At 35.1% G+C, this 20,393-nt stretch carries 16 protein-coding genes; 7 read left to right on the forward strand and 9 right to left on the reverse strand.

Annotated features, from left to right (window positions below; genetic code table 11):
• Positions 1 to 747: 747 nt before the first annotated feature.
• From CJP74_RS05100 to CJP74_RS05110, 3 genes are read left to right on the forward strand one after another with little or no spacing between them, the layout of a single operon-like run.
• The gene (locus CJP74_RS05100; RefSeq protein WP_119497202.1) at positions 748 to 1,845 is read left to right on the forward strand and encodes a branched-chain amino acid aminotransferase; all 1,098 of its coding nucleotides are present in this window, start codon (positions 748 to 750) and stop codon (positions 1,843 to 1,845) included.
• A gap of 15 nt (positions 1,846 to 1,860) precedes the next feature.
• Positions 1,861 to 2,811, forward strand: a complete 951-nt coding sequence (locus CJP74_RS05105; protein ID WP_119497203.1) for a ketopantoate reductase family protein — start codon at positions 1,861 to 1,863, stop codon at positions 2,809 to 2,811.
• 15 nt (positions 2,812 to 2,826) lie between these two features.
• Positions 2,827 to 3,933: a PTS sugar transporter subunit IIC gene (locus CJP74_RS05110; protein ID WP_119497204.1), complete on the forward strand. Its 1,107-nt coding sequence runs from the start codon at positions 2,827 to 2,829 to the stop codon at positions 3,931 to 3,933.
• A gap of 38 nt (positions 3,934 to 3,971) precedes the next feature.
• Here the strand turns inward: CJP74_RS05110 and CJP74_RS05115 are convergent, their stop codons facing one another.
• The gene (locus CJP74_RS05115) at positions 3,972 to 4,574 is read right to left on the reverse strand and encodes a YhcH/YjgK/YiaL family protein (protein ID WP_119497205.1); all 603 of its coding nucleotides are present in this window, start codon (positions 4,572 to 4,574) and stop codon (positions 3,972 to 3,974) included.
• 143 nt (positions 4,575 to 4,717) lie between these two features.
• Between CJP74_RS05115 and ispH the strand changes: the two genes are divergently transcribed.
• Positions 4,718 to 5,665, forward strand: coding sequence for a 4-hydroxy-3-methylbut-2-enyl diphosphate reductase (gene ispH, locus CJP74_RS05120; protein WP_119497206.1), 948 nt, complete (start codon positions 4,718 to 4,720; stop codon positions 5,663 to 5,665).
• A 36-nt stretch (positions 5,666 to 5,701) separates the two neighbouring features.
• On the opposite strand, the gene CJP74_RS05125 is transcribed toward ispH, so the two are convergent.
• Together CJP74_RS05125 and CJP74_RS05130 are read right to left on the reverse strand one after the other, a co-directional pair.
• Positions 5,702 to 6,517, reverse strand: coding sequence for a hypothetical protein (locus CJP74_RS05125; protein ID WP_119497207.1), 816 nt, complete (start codon positions 6,515 to 6,517; stop codon positions 5,702 to 5,704).
• Positions 6,495 to 6,971: a SixA phosphatase family protein gene (locus CJP74_RS05130; protein WP_119497208.1), complete on the reverse strand. Its 477-nt coding sequence runs from the start codon at positions 6,969 to 6,971 to the stop codon at positions 6,495 to 6,497. Before CJP74_RS05130 ends, CJP74_RS05125 begins: the two co-directional genes overlap by 23 nt.
• A gap of 620 nt (positions 6,972 to 7,591) precedes the next feature.
• On the opposite strand from CJP74_RS05130, the gene pyk reads away from it, so the two are divergent.
• Positions 7,592 to 9,034: a pyruvate kinase gene (gene pyk, locus CJP74_RS05135; protein ID WP_119497209.1), complete on the forward strand. Its 1,443-nt coding sequence runs from the start codon at positions 7,592 to 7,594 to the stop codon at positions 9,032 to 9,034.
• A 53-nt stretch (positions 9,035 to 9,087) separates the two neighbouring features.
• Here the strand turns inward: pyk and CJP74_RS05140 are convergent, their stop codons facing one another.
• The 6 genes from CJP74_RS05140 to murJ all read right to left on the reverse strand — a co-directional run bounded on the left by CJP74_RS05140 (position 9,088) and on the right by murJ (position 18,467).
• Positions 9,088 to 10,209 (reverse strand): hypothetical protein, encoded by a 1,122-nt coding sequence (locus CJP74_RS05140; RefSeq protein ID WP_119497210.1) that lies wholly within the window; start codon positions 10,207 to 10,209, stop codon positions 9,088 to 9,090.
• Positions 10,210 to 10,397: 188 nt separating this feature from the next.
• On the reverse strand, positions 10,398 to 11,900 hold the full coding sequence (locus tag CJP74_RS05145) for a Bcr/CflA family efflux MFS transporter (protein WP_119497211.1): 1,503 nt from the start codon (positions 11,898 to 11,900) through the stop codon (positions 10,398 to 10,400).
• Positions 11,901 to 12,011: 111 nt separating this feature from the next.
• Positions 12,012 to 13,157, reverse strand: coding sequence for an iron-containing alcohol dehydrogenase (locus CJP74_RS05150; protein WP_119497212.1), 1,146 nt, complete (start codon positions 13,155 to 13,157; stop codon positions 12,012 to 12,014).
• 264 nt (positions 13,158 to 13,421) lie between these two features.
• Complete coding sequence (locus CJP74_RS05155) at positions 13,422 to 14,528, reverse strand: 3-deoxy-7-phosphoheptulonate synthase (RefSeq protein WP_282432513.1); 1,107 nt, start codon at positions 14,526 to 14,528, stop codon at positions 13,422 to 13,424.
• A 147-nt stretch (positions 14,529 to 14,675) separates the two neighbouring features.
• Positions 14,676 to 16,769, reverse strand: a complete 2,094-nt coding sequence (locus tag CJP74_RS05160) for a UvrD-helicase domain-containing protein (protein ID WP_119497213.1) — start codon at positions 16,767 to 16,769, stop codon at positions 14,676 to 14,678.
• 102 nt (positions 16,770 to 16,871) lie between these two features.
• Complete coding sequence (gene murJ / locus CJP74_RS05165; protein WP_119497214.1) at positions 16,872 to 18,467, reverse strand: murein biosynthesis integral membrane protein MurJ; 1,596 nt, start codon at positions 18,465 to 18,467, stop codon at positions 16,872 to 16,874.
• Between the two features lie 174 nt (positions 18,468 to 18,641).
• On the opposite strand from murJ, the gene CJP74_RS05170 reads away from it, so the two are divergent.
• Positions 18,642 to 19,598 (forward strand): ribose-phosphate pyrophosphokinase, encoded by a 957-nt coding sequence (locus CJP74_RS05170; RefSeq protein ID WP_119497215.1) that lies wholly within the window; start codon positions 18,642 to 18,644, stop codon positions 19,596 to 19,598.
• Positions 19,599 to 19,725: 127 nt separating this feature from the next.
• Positions 19,726 to 20,376, forward strand: a complete 651-nt coding sequence (ribB, locus tag CJP74_RS05175; RefSeq protein WP_119497216.1) for a 3,4-dihydroxy-2-butanone-4-phosphate synthase — start codon at positions 19,726 to 19,728, stop codon at positions 20,374 to 20,376.
• Positions 20,377 to 20,393 lie beyond the last annotated feature (17 nt).

Consider the following 20,393-nt stretch of genomic DNA (forward strand, 5'->3'; position numbering starts at 1 on the left):
AAATCAAACTTTTATAAACTTATTTTAAATTAAGAAAAAAAATATATTGATTTTATTTTTTTTATTGGTTACAATGGATTCATACTCAGAAAGATAATAAAAAATCAAAATATCTTTCTTCACTTATCACCCAAAATTATATATAAACGAGAAACTAAATATGATTATTATTAGCAACATTATTAATGTCATTATTATTTTGTAACTTCAAGTTGAGTTTTAGCTTAATTTCTTTTAACCTAACTCAACCGAGAGTTACGCATACTAAAAGAAATTTAAGTTCTAAGATTGACTTGAAGAAGGCATTAAGTTACTAATAAATAACATCTAAAGTTTAACGTCACACTTATCCTTCCTCTTTTCATTTCCCTTTATATCTTTGTTTCCTGCACTAAAATTATTGTTTTGGTCCTTTGTTTTCTTCTTTAAAGATTTTATTGTAGGCAAACCCTAAGTTATTTCACCTTATTTTTCATTTTAGTAAGCTAACTCTTAGACATTAATAATTGCTATTCTAAGCATATAAAGTTGTCTCCACCACAGTGGTTGATAATTTTATCAAAGTTCAGTGCTTTTGAACTATTACTTATGTTTGTTTGATTGATTTTTTTCCAAATGCAAAATATTCTTAAAAATATCTTGCAAGAATTGGAGAAACTGTTTACACTATACAAGTGTTACTTTTAAGATTATTTTTATAATCTTTTATATTAAAACGCCAATTATATTTCTATCGGAGTAACTAAAATGACAAATGCTAAAGTTCGTGTTGAATTAACTCAAAATCCTAAAGAAAAAGTTCCAGAAGATAAATTAGGTTTTGGTACAGTATTCACAGATCACCTTTTCCTTATGGATTGGGATGAAGAAAACGGTTGGCATGATGCCCGCGTTGTGCCATATAATGCATTACAATTAGACCCATCTTGCGGTGCTTTACACTATGGTCAAGCAATCTTTGAAGGTTTAAAAGCTTATAACAATGGTGGTAAAGTTTACCTCTTCCGTCCTCAGAAAAACTTCGAACGTTTAAACAACTCAGCAGATCGTGTATGTTTACCTAAATTAGACGAAGAATTTGCTCTAGAAGCATTAAAAGAATTCGTTACTGTAGATCGTAGCTGGGTTCCAACCACTCCAGGTACTTCATTATACTTACGTCCTTTAATGTTCAACTCAGAAGCAAGCTTAGGTGTACACCCAGCTAAGAAAGTAACATACCTTGTTATGGCTTCTCCATCTGGTGCTTACTTCACTGGTGGCTTACAACCTATGCGTTTATATGTTGAAGACGAATATGTTCGTGCAGCTGTAGGTGGTATCGGTTTTGCTAAAACAGCAGGTAACTACGCAGCTTCATTAAAAGGTCAATTAAAAGCACAAGAATTTGGCTGTCAACAATGTCTATGGTTAGATGCTAAAGAACACCGTTATGTTGAAGAAGGTGGTGCTATGAACGTATTCTTCAAAATCAATGGTGAATTCTACACTCCAGCATTAACTGGTTCAATCTTACCTGGTGTTACTCGTGACTCAATGTTACAATTATTAAGAGACCGTGGTGAAAAAGTACACGAAGCTCGTTTAGATGTAAATGAACTATTTAAACAAGCACAAAACGGTGAATTAGAAGAAATGTTCTGTACAGGTACAGCTGCAGTAGTTACTCCAGTAGGTACTCTTGTTCGTCAAAACCATGAAACAGGTCAATTAGAAGAAGTTTCAATCAATGGTGGTGAAACAGGCGAATATACTCGTTCATTATACGAAGAATTAACAAACCTCCAACTAGGTAAAGGTGAAGACAAACACGGTTGGTTAGTTGAAGTTTGTGATGCAGAATAATTGAGGTATAATAGTATGAAGATTTTAGTTGCCGGTGCTGGTGCTATGGGTGCTACCTTTGGACATGTTTTACATAAAGGTGGTAACGATGTTACTCTTTGTGATAAATGGGAAGAGAATCTTGCTGCGGTTAAAGCTCGTGGTCTAAAAATCACGGATGTGGATAAAAAAGAAGATTCTCCGTTAAAAATGTATCACCCTTCAGAGGTTTCAGGTGACTTTGACTTAGTGTTATTTTTCACTAAGTCAATGCAACTTGAAGATATGATTGCAGATGTAAAACATTTAGTAAAAGAAAATACTAAAGTATTATGCTTATTAAATGGTTTAGGTCACCTTGAAACTTTACGTAAACATTTTGATGATAAACACATTTTAATGGGTGTTACCGTTTGTACTGCAAAATTATTAGGACCAGGTGAATTTTTACTTTCATCTCACTCAAATACTGAAATTAAAAATATCGATCCTAATGAAGAACAAGCGTGCAAAGCTGTTATTAAAGCGTTTAATGATAGTACAATGCCTGCAACTTATTCAGAAGACATTGCCTTTTCTACATGGCGCAAGGCTTGCTTAAATGGAATGACTAATACCGTATGTGCTCTTTTAAATATGAACATGCGTCAACAAGGACAAATGGACGATTCAAAAGAGATTGTACGCCAAATCATTACTGAATTTGCCGCTGCAGCTGCGTTAGAAGGTGTACATTTCGATGTAGATCAATTTACTGAATGGGGATACTCATTCTTAACTCCTTCATTTGCAGGGGTTGATCACTACCCTTCAATGTGGCAAGATCTAGTAGCCAACCAACGTCCAACCGAAGTTGATTACTTAAATGGATATGTAGCTCGTAAATTAAAAGCTGCGGGTCAGTGGGCTCCTTACTGTGAATTAATTACACGTTTTATTCACGGAAGAGAAAAAGTGCAAGGGATTCCATATACTTTTGTTAAATAATCACTTTGGTATCAAATGTCAGAGCAAAATAATAATAAATTAACAGCGAAGCAATTCACTCTGAATGTACTAAACGGGATGGCCATAGGTATTGTGGCCGCCCTGATTTCAAATGCGGTAATCGGCGGTTTACTTTCTGCATTTGCTGAAGAGTCTGCAATTGCTCGAGGCTTGCAATTTGTTGCAACTGCAATTCAGTTTGCAACGGCGCCATTAATTGGCTTTTTAATTGGCCTTAACTTTAAATTCAATCCTTTCCAATCAGCTTGTTTAAGTTTAGTAGCTTACATAGCTGCAGGTAACGTTCAATTTGTTCCTGCTCAAACCTTAACTGTTTTAGTTGACGGAGTAGAAACTACTAAAACTATTGCTGCAGGCTTTGTGGTTAAAGGAATTGGGGACATTCTTAATGTTCTAGCTGCTACTTCTATTGCAGCCTTACTCACTTTATTTATTAAAAATAAATTCGGGTCTCTAACTCTTTTATTACAACCTATTGTTGTTGGGGTTGGTGTAGGCTACCTAGGTTACATCATGGGACCTTATGTGGGTGCTGTTACTAAATACCTCGGTGAGTTAATTCGTTACTTTACAGAATTACAACCATACATCATGTGTCCTTTACTTGCAATTACTTTCTGTTTTGCAGTATCATCACCATTATCATCTGTTGCATTAGCACTTATTACTGAAGTGAATGGACTTTCTTCTGGTGCTGCAAATATTGGTGTGGCTTCAGCTGCAACTTTCTTAATTATTGCAAGCTTTAAAGCGAACCGTATTGGTGTTCCAGTTGCAATTTTCTTCGGTACAATCAAAATGATGTTACCTAAGTTAATTATGCGTCCATATCTCTTCTTACCAATGTTTGTTCTAGCAGCAATTAATGGTATTTTTGTTGCTTTCTTTGGTATTATCGGAGATACAGCTTCTGCTGGTTTCGGTTACATTTCTTTAATCGGACCATTAAAAGCTTACGCGCTGATGGACTCTTCATTTAAATTATTATATATTGTCCTAGCATACTTAGTTATTCCATTTACTGTGGGATACATTATTCACTTTGTATGTACACGCGTATTAAAACTGTACAATAACGAATACTTCAAATTTGAAGCATAAACCGAAAAAAGAGGAGCCTTGGCTCCTCTTTTTCAGTTTTACGCTAATTCTAATAATTTTGCGTAACGTGCGTCTACTTTTACCACACATTTTTTTACTACCTCAGGGGCTAAAACTGCAAAGCCCGCAAAATGAGCTATCCCTGGAGAGATAATAATTCCTTCGTGCGCATTTAAGTAAGTAGTTTTTAAGTAAGGTAAATTATAAGCAAAGATAGTATCATGCGCTTCAACTGGATCTTTTTCTAGCTGGGTATTTGCCTCTAGGCTACCAAGTTGATAAATATATTGCTCTTTGCCTGAAAAAACTAAATGAATATCATAGGTATGCTCATGAAACTCACTGCGCGTTAAGTTTAAAGGAGCACTCTCGAACTCATTAAATATTACTTTGTTAACGAGGTGATTTATATTTCCTTGTTCTAAATCATCTTGCTCTAAAGCAATTAAAGATTTTAGTTGTGCTGATAATTTGTGCTGAGGAATTTCTTTTTCTACTTGGGCAAAAAAGTCAGCAAAGTATAAGGTTTGCTTTTGGGGTTGCACTTTAGCTTGAAAAGCTACTAATAGTTGCAGAAATTCGTTTAGAGTTGGTCGCTGAGCAAAAGCGTGATTAAGATTCTGAACATGGAAAAATTTCATTGAATCTCCTTAAAGTAATAACGATTCTTATTTGGTCGGAAGGATCTATAATTTACTTTTAACAGTTGAACAAATATGTTGTAAAATATAGAACAGGAAAAAATACTACTTTTAATATTATATATCTATATTAACTAATTGTAATGGAAATTATATTAGCAAATCCAAGAGGTTTTTGTGCCGGTGTTGATCGAGCTATTTCTATTGTAAACCTTGCCTTAGAAAATTTTGATCAACCTATTTACGTGCGTCATGAAGTTGTTCATAATCGCTACGTAGTTGATGATTTACGCAGTCGTGGAGCTATTTTTGTTGAAGAGCTTGATGAAGTTCCTGACGATAGCATAGTTATATTTTCGGCGCACGGGGTATCACAAAAAGTACGCCAAGAAGCAAGACAACGTAAACTTACAGTTTTTGATGCAACTTGCCCTTTAGTAACTAAAGTACATATGCAAGTAAGCCGAGCGGCTCGTAAAGGCGTAAATGCAATTCTTATAGGTCACCAAGGACACCCGGAAGTAATTGGGACTATGGGACAATATGTCTCAGATAGCTCTAAAATGGTACTCGTGGAGTCAGTAGATGATGTTGCCAAACTAGATTTTGTTGATGGGCAACCTCTAACCTATATGACGCAAACTACTCTTTCTTTAGATGACACTAAAGAAGTTATTGAGGCTCTAAAAGCTAAGTATCCAAATATCGAAGGACCAAGAAAAAATGATATTTGTTACGCTACTACCAACCGACAAAATGCCGTACGCGATCTAGCCGTACAAGTAGATATACTCTTTGTTGTTGGTTCAAAAAACTCTTCTAACTCTTCTCGCTTAGCAGAGTTAGGCAATCGTCTTGGCACTAAAAGCTATCTAATTGATGACAAAAAAGATGTACAATTAGATTGGTTAGCTGGAGTAAATAAAATCGGTATAACCGCAGGGGCTTCGGCACCAGATATTTTAGTGCAAGAGTTAATTAATTTTCTCAAAGATAATGGGGTTAATAAAGTAAGCAATCTTACAGGTTTAGAAGAAGATGTTTACTTCCAAGTACCCAAAGAACTTCGTATCAAAAATATTACTGAGTAAATTAAAGGATCTTAACGCAAGTTAAGACCCTTTTTTTTATTCATATTTTTTCCCTGTAACAGGGCAAGTAGCACCTGGACGGGCTTGTTCGCGTGTTACAAATGGACAAGTTTGCTCGTCAGAGTATTCTCCTTGTGCCTGAGGATTTTGCTTTTCCTCTGGCTTTTGGGAAGCTGCTTGAGCTTGTTCTTTTCCTTTTACAGGACATTGAGCAGGCTCTGGCTTTTGGGAGTCTGCTTGAGCTTGTTCTTTTCCTTTTATCGGACATTGGGCAGGCTCTTGCGTTTGCGCAGCTACACGTTCAAGGAACGTAGTTTTGTCTTCGCTTTCTTTTACTTCCCCTTTGTCTAAAAAGGCAAGATATTTTTCTCGATATTGCCCTTTATAAACTTGTAGCACCTGTTCAGTGATTTCGAGTTCTACTTTAACACTTTGCCCGTATTTAAAGCCAACTAAAACAAACTCTGCTTCTAAATGTAAAGGTGAGTCTAAAGCAATAGCAGCTTCTACCGCAATTTCTTGAGCTAAAAACTCTACATCACGCACTATTTTATGCCCGATAAAACTATTGATATACTTTTCAAAAGTAAAAACTTCGAGCATTTTATTATGAGCAGGATAACTAATTTTTAAGTAAGATCCTTTACCTGGATTTCCTGTTGCAGTACAAAAGGCTGGAAGGTTAACTATATTAGTTATTTGCGTTTGAATTAATGGGTTAGGGTTTTTAATTGTCTTAATTGATTTACCCGTGTGATATGAACGATAGTCACTTTGGGTATCAGGTACATAAACGTGAGAATCCTCAATCCCCTCGAGAGATTGCCCACTAAAATCTATCTTTTGCGTCATTGCTTGTTTCTATAACTTTTTTCTTACTATAATCTATCACTACATAACTTGCCGTGTAAAACGGAAAAGCAAAAGTTTTACCTAAAGCTAATTCCACTAAGTCATAAACAATTGGAATATGCGAAACTAGAACCACCGCTTCATTTTCTTTTAATACGGCTTCGAGTTCGCCTAACTTAAGGGCAAGACTATGTAAATCTTCACCAGAGATTGATAAGTCTGGTGTTAAAGATAATTCTCCTTGCGTGAGTTCGGCTACTTGAGCCCCAGTTTGGGCAGCTCGATCATAATTTGAAGCCAGAACTTGCACTACTTTTAAGTCAGGATTTGCCATAATTGCTTTTGCAGCTTCTTGGGCTTGTTTTATTCCATTAGGTGATAACTGGCGATATCTATCTCCAGCTAAAGTATGACAACCTTGGGCTTCACCATGACGCATTACAATTACAATCATAAATTCCTCACTTAAAAAATGTATTTTATTGCTATATATTATAGCCTAAATTAGCCTCACAAAAAATTTTGCCCATTAATCTTTTTTCATCTTTGTTAAATTAGCTCCTCTATATGTTTTAATTTTGTTAAATAAGTGTTAAATATAGGCTAAATTATCGCATCACTTAACAAATTTTTACATTTTATTAAATTCTGAGGCAAAGAGAAAAAATTTAGCGGACAAAAAACCTATCTCACTAATCAAGTTTAAAGAAAAAATTCTTATTTTTCTTTTTTGTTCTTGTCCTTAGATCTGCATAATTATCAAAATTAAAATAAATTGTAAAACCTAGGTTATACGGGAAGAAAATCCGAAAAAAAATTATATAAATCTTCTCTTACTGTGGTAAAATATGCACTGAAAAGTTTGGATTTAACTACTTTAAAAACGATAAATTAGTTGACAAGTTTAGCTTTTCCTTTGTGAATTCGACATACTAAAAATAAAAATTAGACGCTTACATTAAGTTTTACTTTGAAGTCGCTTAATGTGCTAGTTTTAGTAAACAATTTTAATTAATTTAATTAGAATTGGAAAAACTTTTTTAGACTTCAAGCTATTTCAATTGGAGAATAATAATGTCTGAGATTAGAAGACGCCGTACAAAAATCGTATGTACTATGGGTCCATCAACAGATGCAGGTGACAATTTAGAAAAAATCATCGCAGCTGGTGCTAATGTGGTTCGTATGAACTTTAGCCATGGTTCACCAGAAGAACATATTGAACGTGCTGAACGTGTTCGTTCTATTGCGAAAAAATTAGGTCGTGAAGTTGCTATCTTAGGTGACTTACAAGGTCCTAAAATTCGTGTGTCTACTTTCAAAGATGACAAAAAAATCTTCTTAAACGTTGGTGATAAATTCATCCTAGATGCTACTTTAGGTCGCGGTGAAGGTACTCAAGAAGCAGTAGGTATTGACTATAAAGAATTACCAAAAGACGTACAACCAGGTGACATTTTATTATTAAACGACGGTTACGTTCAATTAGTAGTAGACGCTACTGACGGTATCCGTGTTCAAACAACTGTTATCGTTGCTGGTCCTTTATCAAACAACAAAGGTATCAACAAAAAAGGTGGTGGTTTAACAGCTCCTGCATTAACAGCTAAAGACCGTGAAGATATTAAACTAGCTGCACGTATTGGTGTTGAATACTTAGCAGTATCTTTCCCACGTACAGGTGCTGACTTAGATCTAGCTCGTGGTTTAGCTGAAGAAGCTGGTTTATACGCTAAAATCGTTGCTAAAGTAGAACGTGCTGAAGCTGTAGAATCTATTGAAGCTATGGATGATGTAATTAAAGCTTCTGACGTAATCATGGTTGCTCGTGGTGACTTAGCGGTTGAAATTGGTGATGCTGAATTACCAGCAGTACAAAAATTATTAATCGAACGTTGCCGTGCTCATGGTAAAGTAATTATCACTGCAACACAAATGATGGAATCAATGATTAAAAACCCATTCCCTACTCGTGCTGAAGTAATGGACGTGGCAAATGCTATCATTGATGGTACAGATGCGGTGATGACATCAGCTGAAACAGCTGCAGGTGACTTCCCAGCAGAAACAGTTAAAACTATGGTAGAAGTTGCACTAGGTGCGGAAAAACTACCTTCAGTTTCAACTACAAACGTAATTGAAAGTGAATTTACTTCAATTGAAGAATCTATTGCGATTTCAGCAGCGCACTTAGGTAACCACTTACCAGGTGTTAAAGGTATTATCACTATGACTTCTTCAGGTCGTACTGCGTTACTAACATCTCGTGTAAACTCTTCATTACCAATTTACGCTTTATCTAAAAACCAAACTGTATTACGTACTTGTGCGCTATACCGTGGTGTTTACCCTTACTTCTTTGATGGTAACACTCGTTCTAACGAAGGTATTCGTGCTGCAATTAATATGTTACGTGATAAAGGTTTATTCAGCAAAGGTGATAAAGTTATTGTAACTTCAGGTGATGCTGAGACTTTAGGTTCAACTAACTGTGCACGTGTTTTAATCGTTGACTAATCAACAAAAAACAAAAAAAGGATCTACATTAAGTAGGTCCTTTTTTTTTATGGCTATTGTAATTTAGTAAGAATTTCTTCGATCTTAAAAGAAAAGGCTTCACGATACTGCTGTGTCTTAGGATCATGAGCTAAAATATGATTATAACATATTGAATCTTGTCCAAAAACTTTAGCATAGAGTAAAGAAGATGATTGAATTCCGTGTAGCACTAAACTACCATGTGGCATGTTTACACACTCCAGTTCTAGTGAAACACTATCATCTAACTCATCTAAAATAATTGGTAATTGAACTAGTTTTTCCCGTAATTTTTCTCTAACTTGAGCTGGACTTAAAGGGTGAAACTTGTACTGGGCATATTTTATCCCACGGGCAATTACTTGTTGCACTAACTCAGTACAATAATCATAGAACTTGCTACCATCTAATGTATCCCCAATCCCCTCAAAAACAATTACATTTAAAACTTGAGCTTGTGGGTCTCCGAGTTCAGGATGTTTGAGATAAGCTTGTTTTTTCTTCTCTACAAGTTTATGCTCATCTATTTCTCCTTTAAGCAAATCTGTATCTAAAACAATTAACTTATCTCCTGCTCTAGATTCATATGGATAACTAAACTTAGTTAAACCATAAAACAGAGAGTCTTTATCATTTAAATAAGGATGATCATTGGCAAAGTCTTTTAAATGAAAAGAAGTAAACTGACGATAGAAATTAATGCCTGTACTTGAGTATTTTAATTCGGGCGTAATTTCTAACGCCTTTTCCATTCTTGCGGTTAACTCAGTATTTTGATACTCGACATTAATATAGTTTAAAGTACCTTCTTCAAAGTAATTAACTTGCACGCAATTAGGTAATCTTACCACTAGATTACAAAGATAATCAGCTAGGTGAGGAACATAAGCAATATATTTAATATTTTCTGGTTTATGCTCGTCGTTGTAATTATCTAACTTATGACGATCTATAGGCTTGAATGCACTTTTAGTATCATTGCGGTTAAATGCTGACTGAATTAACTGACTTAGTAAGCGCGAAGCTAAGACCTTTTTTAAAACTGAACTATCATGTCCACGTTCACGAGTAGTGTTACTTATTAGATTATCTGCAACAATTATTTTGGCAGCAGGAAGAATTTTTTTGCATGCTGTAAAATATTTTGCCGACAAACAACTACTACATCTTCCACATCTAATTTTAATTGCAAAGTAATTAACTTAGCCACTAAACTGGTAATAGGACTATGGATAACAAATATATGTTTGAGACTCATAACTAACTTTATAAAAAAATACTATTTGACCTTACCATTATAACAAAAAAAGAGTACCACTTTTTTAGTGATACTCTTTTTTTCTTAAGCTTGAGCTTGTTCTTTTTTGAGATAAACCTTGTTACATAGGTTATAGAAAATAAAGCTCATAAAAATTAAAATTGAGAAAATTCCCATCGCCATTAACATAGTATAGCCACGATAAGGATCAATATTTTGCGTAATTGCAGTAACTATTCCAGGAAGAATCCAACGGGAAATATTTACTAAACTCGAAGCTGTACCTGATTGACGATAGTGAATTTCGAGGTAAAGGGCAATACTGTTAAGGAAAATTAATGGGCTCGCTGACATAGCTAAAATAACCCCAATTAAAATTCCGTAAAAGCCTGTATCTAATAACGAAGCTAGAATACAGAAAATACCCGAAAAGAGTTGCCAGCACATACCGATTAATAAGAGCTTAGCTGGAGCCATATATTTAACCATCTTAGTGTTAAAAATATTAAACAATACTTGGGTTATAACACTTAAAACAAAAATATATGGGAACATGCTTTCGCTAATGCCATAAAAGCCTTGGAATACTCCCGACGCCATAGATACATAAGCAAAAATTACACAAGTAGAACAAGACATAAGAATTATTAACCAGAACGAACGTCCGTCACCTAATACTTGCGTAAACACTTTAAAAGTTTGCTTAAAGTTTACCTTACGTTTAAATGCAGGATTTAAAGTTTCAGGAATGTATTTAATAAATAACACAAAGCAAATTAGCGACATTAAGGCAATACTATAGAAAATATAATGCCATGAGCTAGCTACGGCGATATAAGCACCTACTAATGGAGCTAAGAAAGGAGCAGCGAAGAAAATTAAAGTTACAATACCATTAATACGAACAAAGTCTACGGTTTCGTAGATATCTCTTAGAATGGATGTTGAAGTAACAAGAATAGCTGCACAGAAAAAGCCTTGGGCAAATCTTAAAGCGAATAAAGTGGTCAGGTCATCAATATTGGCAATAATAACCGAACTTATTAAGACACAGATAAAAGCCACACAGGTTATTCCCTTTCTCCCTATCGAATCTGATAAAGGTCCCCATAAAAGTTGCCCTAAAGCAATACCTATAAAGTAAATGGAAAGAGAAAACTCAATTCGACTAATGTCTACACTATACTCTCGTGCCATTGCAGGGAAAGCACTTAAATACATATCGATGCAAAATGGTAAGAGCATCGAGGTTAAAGCGAAAATAATAATTACCAAACTTTGTTTTGGTAGTAAACCTTGCAGGTATTTTTTATGTAAATGATCTAATTCTTCTAAGTTATTTTTTGGGGACAGAACATGACTTACTTGTTCTAACTCATGATCTATTTCCTTAGCAACACTTGGGGCAGCATTAGCCTTGGTTAAAAGAACAGTATCTTCTTTTAGTTTTTCTAACTCAGTTTCCATGAGTTGACGTCGACGTTGATTAATTTGTTCAACATCAGACTCTTCTAAAAGCTCTACCATCTTTTTCCGAATTGCTTCCCGGTCGAGATAAGAATAATTGTAATTTGTGTTCTCTGACATGAAAAACTCAATTAATTATTGTAAAAAAAGCTAGTGTATTATATAACAAATTTTATTTTTTCCCATAAAAAACATCAAAGACATATGCCTTTGATTTTTTTATTTGGCTATTTATTTTGCGTAACTAAGAATTTCTCTTAATACTGCAGGAGTATAGATTTCATTTAAGCCCCAACTATACGTATCACGCTCAAGAACTTTTAGAACATGTTCAAGGGTTGCGTCATCAATATTACCTTGGCTTAAAGTAGTTGGTGTACCTATTTGGTTATACCAATCTTTTAAGGCTGCAATACCTTCCTCGGCTGTATCCTTAGCAAAAATCTCTTGAGCAAAACGTTTAAATTGGTCTGGATTTTGCTCTTTATACCATTGCATCCAAGCAGGTACAACAATTGATAAACTTGCTCCGTGGGCAATATCATTTACGGCTGACATAGCTTGACCGATCATATGGCTCGGATAAGAAGCCCCTTCAAAACCAATTAAAGTTGTACCATTTAAGGCAAGAGTAGCTGCCCAAGCAAACTCACCACGTGCTTCTGTGTCATTAGGGTTAGCTAATAAAGCATTTGTGGTACGAATAATAGTTTTAATGTTAGCTTCAACTAAAAGGTTGATTAGCTCAGGACGATCTTTAACCGTTAAGTAAGCTTCGAGCGAGTGAGTTAGTATATCAGCTGCTGAGTAAACTAAGTATTCTTTACTTACGCTGTTTTGTAATTCAGGGTTAATTACTGATAGTTTAGGGAATAAAGCAGGGTTCATCACAAAGAATTTTTCTTCAGTATCTTCTTTTGTAATCACCGCTCCAGTATTCATTTCCGAGCCTGTAGCAGCTAAAGTAATAATAGAGAAAATATCTAAAGCTTGCGTAATCGGGGTACCTGAAAAGAAATCCCATACGTCACCGTCATATTTAACACCCGCAGCTACAACTTTTGCGGTATCCAGTACCGAACCGCCACCTACAGCAAGCACAGCATCTACATTTTCTTGACGGGCAAACGTAATTATTTCTCTAGTTTTAGTGAGTACTGGATTAGATTTTACTCCACCTATTTGAGCGTAGGCAATATTGTTTTCTTCGAGGCTTTTTACTACACGATCAAACAGACCGTCTTTTTTAATGCGTTCTGAACCATAAATGATCAGAGCTTTTTTTACACCAAACTCAGCCATATATTGGCCAATGTTGTTTTCTTTATCTTTACCAAATTCAATACGAGTTGGATTTACAAATGTAAAATTTTTCATAACTAATTGATTTCCTATTGTGATTGTTACTAAAAATATAGGCGTTGTCTTATACCTTTGTGTTATGTGCCTTATTATATCCTTAGCAAAATCGGAGATAAACTAGCTAAAATTACAAATGATCTTGAATTAAATTCAACAAAGCAAAAATATTGGTGCTCTTGTTAATTTTTAGACATAAAAAAAGGAGGTCTACCACCTCGCTCTATGAAAAAAATCCTTCGAGCTTTTGATAAAGTTCGAAGGATTTCTTTGCAGTCTATATTACTTACGTGGAAAGTTGTCACGGCGAGTTTGTACTGCATTAGCTAACATAGCTAAAAGTTGTTCAGTAGTTTCCCAACCTACACAACCATCGGTAATCGATTGTCCGTAAGTTAGCTGATCAATATTATCGTCTTTAAGATCTTGTCTACCTTCTACTAGGTGAGATTCAATCATAACGCCGTTAATACTGTATGAGCCTGATTTAATTTGTTCTGAAATATTTTCACATACTTGGCTTTGACGACGATAGTCTTTTTCTGAGTTAGCGTGTGAACAGTCAACCATTACTGATGTAGTGAATGGAGTTTTTTCTAATTTTTCTACTACGTTTGCTACAGAGGCAGCATCATAGTTAGGACCATTAGAACCACCGCGCAGAATAACATGTACGTCTTTGTTACCAGTAGTTTCGATAATTGCCACTTGACCAAATTTGGTAATACCTAGGAACGTATGTGGATAAGATGCAGATACCATAGCATCTACAGCAATTTGTACAGATCCATTAGTAGCATTTTTAAAACCAATTGGACAAGATAAACCTGAAGCTAATTCACGGTGAAGTTGAGATTCTGTAGTACGAGCTCCAATAGCACCCCATGACATTAAGTCGGCAATGTACTGTGGAGACATAGTATCTAAGAATTCCCCAGCCGTAGGAACGCCCAGTTCATTAATTTCAACTAAAATTTGACGCCCTAAAGCAATACCTTCGTTAATTTGGAATGTATGGTTTAAATAAGGGTCATTAATTAAACCTTTCCAACCAACAGTTGTACGAGGCTTTTCGAAGTAAACACGCATTACAATACATAATTGGTCACGATATTTTTCAATTTGACCTTTTAGTCTTTCTGCATATTCACGTGCAGCTTTTACATCGTGAATTGAACAAGGTCCAATTACTACTAGTAAACGATCATCTTTACCATGTAAAATTTCTGATACTTCTAAACGTGTTTTAGCAACACGATCTACCCCTGCTTTTGAAAGTGGGAAACGTTCAATAATTGATACTGGCGATAACATGTCACGGATTTTGTGAACACGAACGTTATCATTAGTGAAATTAATATCGCCTTTTTTGAAATTAGCTGCTGACATAAAGTTAAATTAACACCTCTGACGAGGCTTTTTATAAAAATTTAGAACTTACGTCTCCTTTAGAAAAAAGAGACACCATAAAGAACTAATTTTTTAACAACACTTACTGAAAATATTTTAACAAAAATCACAATTAACTGCAAACCATTATTCTAAAGGTTCATAATCATCGTCATAGTAAATGTCATTAAATTTAGAGTTATCGACTCGACTCTTATTAATATGAGCAATAAGACTGTCGTAATTTTTTGCATCCTGTTCTTTTTTCTTAGTACTTGCTCTTTGCGCAACTGCTTCATTTACCTCAAGCACCTCTTCAGGTAATTCACCGATAAAGCGCGAAACCTCAAGATCTTGCACCTCTTGGGCACGTTTAGCTTGCAGAGAATAGTTTAAGGTAAGCTCTTTTTGAGCTCGCGTAATCCCTACGTACATTAAACGTCTTTCTTCCTCAATATTGTCTTCTTCAATACTGTTTTTATGAGGAATAGTTTCTTCTTCACAACCTATAATGTGTACATAAGGAAACTCTAATCCCTTGGAAGCATGAATGGTCATAAGTTGCACAAAGTTATCTGTGTCGTCTTTGGCTTTACTTGCCGAAAGCTCACGTAAAAATAATCTCTGTACCACTTCGCTCAGAGTCATAGGTTCATAATAAGAATCTGACATCCATCTTCTTACCATATCGAGTAGATTCTCGATATTTTTCATTTGCGTTTCAACTACTTTTTTATTGTCGCTTTGCTCGTAGAGAAATTGCTCGTAATCTAACTCATCAAAAAATTGTTTTAAAGCCAGAAAATCATTATTTTCATTTATTCTCTCGGCAGTGTGCGTAATCAGCTCCAAAAACTCTTGCAGTTGAAATAAAGCTCGCCCATTTACTCGCGTCAATAGATCTTCATGAAAACAAGCGTCAAAGAAACTACAATTGTAGAGTTTAGCCACTTCACCAATTGCCGTTACCGTTTTCGAACCAATTTCCCTTCTTGGTACATTTATAACCCGCATTAGCGCTTTATCATCGTCAAAGTTGCTTAAAAGTCTTAAATAGGCAACACAATCTTTAATTTCTGCTTTTTCAAAGAAAGAAGTATCCCCGTTAATAACTATAGGGACATCATTTTCAGCAAATTCTTTTTCTAATAAGCGCGATTGATGGTTACCACGATAAAGTACGGCATAGTCACCAAACTTGGTATTATGCTCAAACTTGTGACTTAAAATACTATTAACCACATAAAAAGCTTCCTCTTCAGGATTTTCATGGGCAACTACTTTGATGAGCTCGCCTTTACCATGTACAGATTTTAATTGTTTTTGATAAACATGGGGATTATTAGCAATGAGCTTATTGGCTGCCTCTAATATATTTTCGGTCGAACGATAATTTTGTTCTAGGAAAATTACTTGCAAGTTCGGAAAGTCTTGTTGTAAACGAACAAGGTTTTCTGGTTGGGCTCCACGCCAAGAGTAAATACTTTGGTCATCATCACCTACCACCGTAAAGTTAGGATTTTCTCCTACTAATAATTTGACAAACTCATACTGACTCGTATTAGTATCTTGATACTCATCTACGAGTAAATACTGCACACGTTTGTTATATTTTTCTCTTACTTTACGATTGTATTTTAATAAGGTTGTAGGTAATAAAATTAAATCATCAAAATCTAAAGTCGAAATACTTTGCATATAGGTAAAGTAGTAGTGATAAAGCTTACTATAGATTTGATAATTTTGGATAAAGTCAGGATTTTTAGAAAACTCAAGCGGATTTTCAGGTAAGTCACCTGGGAGCATTAATTTATTTTTGGCCGTAGAAATAAAGTTCATTACCAAAGAAATTTGTTCATCAAGCACCCCTTGCAAATTAGTATGGAGAATTAAATCTCGCAGTAAAACGCGTTGATCATGAGGGTCACTGAGAATTACTCTTTCTTTTAAATTAAGACGCTTGTATTCGCGTTTAACAAAATCTAAACCTAAAGTATGGAAAGTACTGATATTTACTTTGGCATTTGATTTAAGATCGGCTTTTAAACGCTCGCGCATTTCGGCAGCTGCCTTGTTGGTAAAGGTTACAGCATAAATATTTTGTTCAGGAATACCATTTTTTATTAGGTTTTTTATTTTATTAATAATTACCCTAGTTTTCCCTGAACCTGCTCCAGCAATAACCAGACACGGTCCTTTGATCGTCTCTACCGCTTGCTGTTGTTGAGGATTTAATTGCATAAAATATTAAGGATTGTTTAGGAAATGAGAAATAAAAAGAGCTTAAGTAAAGTTTACTAAAGCTCGTTTATTATACCAATTTTATTTGTTTAAAGTGTTGATTTATCGACTGGCAACCTTATCAATAATTTCAACATATTTTAAGTGCTTAATTCTAAAGCCTAAAATAAAGAGAATTACTCCATAAACTATAACCCCACTTAGACCATAAAGAGCTAAAGTGAGAATTTTTGCCCACAGAGTATAGTGCATCCATTCTTGATAAGCTACTGGAAGATAATAAAGCACTAAGGCTAGTCCTAAAGTTGCCCCTATAGCTCGTCCTAAAGTTAACCAAGCTAATTTACCAAAATGATAGTAACCTTTTTTGCCTAAGAGATAATAAATAATTACCATATTTAGTAAAGAAGCTATCGACGTAGAAAGAGCTAAGAACCAGAAGTTAATTTTTAAGGCAATTAGATTGAGAATTATATTTACCCCTATAGTAAACAGACTAACATACATAGGAGTTTTTGTATTCTCATGAGCATAAAAGCCATTATTTAAAGTTTTAGTGAGCATTGAAGGTAAAATAGCTAAACTAAAACAGATTAAGGCTATATTGGTCATACTCAAATCGTGTAAAGTAAAACGACCATGGAAAAAGAGTAGATCAATAATATAGCTACTTAAGAAAATTAAAAATACACTTGCAGGTAAAGAGATTAAGAAAATCATCCGCACGCCCCAATCCATAGCTGCATTAAAGCCAGCCTGATTAGCTTGGGAGTTATCTTCTTTTAAAAGTTTTACTTTACGCGACAAAGTAGGTAAGAGGATAGTTGAAATAGCTACGCCAAAAATACCTAACGGAAGCTCAATTAAACGCTCGGCATAGTATAACCAACTCATAGCTCCAGCAGCAAAAAATGAAGCTACTATAGTGTTTACCAGCATATTTAGTTGCGAACCAGAAGCTCCTATTAGAGCTGGCACCATGTTTTTAAACATGGTTTTTAAGCCTGAGGTAAAACGTAAGCTAGGTTTTACTAAAAAACCAATCCGATAGAGAAAAGGAATTTGAATCGCAAGTTGGATAACGCCACCGATAAAGGTTCCTAAAGCTAGAGCTAGGTTAACATCGCCACCTAAATATTGCGGTAATACTAAAGCACAAACTATTAAACTTACATTAAGTAAAGCTGGGGTAAAAGAAAATAGCGCAACCTTACCTACCACATTTAATATAGCTCCCGAAAGAGCAACTAAAGAAACAAAAAATAAATATGGAAAGGTTATTTTTAGTAAAAAGGAAGCTTGGACAAATTTATCACTTGTACCTTGCAAATAATCTTGATACCAACCATTAGCCAAGGCTATAGTAAACCAACCGCTTCCTAGCACCCCAATTATGGTAATTGACAAAGTAATAAGCGAAAGCCAACCAAAAGCACTTGCAATTAGAGCTTTCATTTTACTTTGGTCTTCTTCGGTATAGTACTTAGAAAGAATTGGCACAAAAGCTTGAGAAAAAGAACCTTCGGCAAATAAACGGCGAAAAAGATTAGGAATTCTTTGGGCAAAAACAAATACATCGGAAGCCGAACCTAGTAGGTTAGCGGTAACCATATCACGAATAAAGCCCAGAATTCGTGAAAATAAAGTAAAACTAGAAAAGATTAATCCAGTTTTTAAAAGACTATTAGACTTTTTCATGGCTATGTCCAAAGCAAAGATAATATTTAACAACTTGTAATTATAAAACAACTACTCTAAAATCTAACAATTTTTTCTGCAAAGGTAAGAAAATATTTTCAAAATCACTAGGTCTTTAAGTTATAATATAAAAACACAAAGCAAACCAATCTCCCACTTTTGAGGTCTTTTACAATGGCTAATATTAAGCTTTTTGCTGGTAATGCTACACGCGAACTAGCAGAAAAAGTTTCAAAACGCCTTTATTCTAAAATAGCAGAAGCAACTTTAGATAAGTTTAGTGATGGCGAAGTTCATGTACAATTACATGAAAATGTACGTGGTGATGAAGTATTCTTAATTCAATCAACATGTTCTCCTGCAAATGATCATCTAATGGAAGTATTATGTATGGTTGATGCACTTCGTCGTGCTTCAGCTGGTCGTATTACTGCGGTTATTCCTTACTTTGGCTATGCACGTCAAGACCGTCGTGTACGTTCACAACGTGTACCAATTACCGCACGTTTAGTTTCTGACTTATTACAAGTTGCTGGTGTAGATCGCGTATTAACTGTTGACCTACATGCTGAACAAATTCAAGGCTTTTTCGACATTCCTGTAGATAACATCTATGCTACAGATTTATTAGTTGAACACCTCCACAACACTTCTGACTTAGTAAATCCAATTATCGTTTCTCCAGATATTGGTGGGGTTGTACGTGCACGTGCTATGGCTCGTTTATACAATGATTCAGAAATTGCTATTATTGATAAACGTCGTCCAGCTCCAAACGTTTCTCAAGTAATGAACGTAATTGGTGATGTTAAAGATCGTGACTGTATCTTAATCGATGATATTATCGATACAGGTGGTACTTTAGTAAATGCTGCTAAAGCCTTAAAAGATCGTGGTGCAAGACGCGTATTTGCTTACGCTTCACACGGTATTTTCTCAGGTAATGCAGTAGAAAAAATCGCATCAGACTTATTAGAAAAAGTGGTAGTAACTGACTCAATTCCACTTAGAAAAGAAGTTGAAGCTTTAGGTAAAGTTGAAGTATTAAGCTTAGCTGGTACTTTAGCAGAAGCTATTCGTCGTATTAACAACGAAGAATCTGTTTCAGAAATGTTCTCTTCTTTAAGTTAAAGCGTAAAATATCTCAAAACAAAAAAGCTAGGGGTTTATACCTCTAGCTTTTTTTGCATGCGCAATTATTTTTGCATTGTGTTATAATGTACACGACAAAGATTATTATATAGTGAGCAATTGTCATATGACACAGAATTTTAAATTAGAAGGCACTGCTTTAAGTCGTATCCAACAAGCAGCAAAAGCCCTACAAGATAATCGCGGGGTTTTAATCCTTGACGATGAAAATCGTGAAAACGAAGGGGATTTAATCTTTCCTGCAAAAACTATTAATATCCAACAAATGGCACACCTAATCCGTTACGGAAGTGGAATTGTTTGCCTTTGTATTGGCCAAGAGTTAGCAGACAAGCTCGAACTACCTTACATGGTAGAAAAGAACACCTCAGTAAATAAAACTGCATTCACTGTTACTATTGAAGCAGCTAAAGGAGTAACTACAGGGGTTTCGGCAGCCGATCGCGTAACTACTATTCACGCTGCAGTTAAACCAGGGGCAGTACCTGAAGACCTACACCGCCCAGGACATGTATTCCCTTTAATTGCTAATCCACAAGGCGTGCTTGGTCGTAGAGGCCATACTGAAGCTTCAATCGATATTACTCGTCTTGCAGGCTTAGGTAACGAAGCAGTTATTTGTGAAATTACCAAGGATGACGGTACTATGGCTCGTGCTCCTGAAATAGTTGAATTTGGGAAAAAATTCAATTATCCAGTAATTACCATTGATGATCTCGATTGGTATTTAAGAGAATACGGCTATAATTTAGTATAAAAAAATGGAGAGGTTTT

Source organism: Psittacicella melopsittaci (assembly GCF_003585925.1).
GTDB lineage: Bacteria > Pseudomonadota > Gammaproteobacteria > Enterobacterales > Psittacicellaceae > Psittacicella > Psittacicella melopsittaci.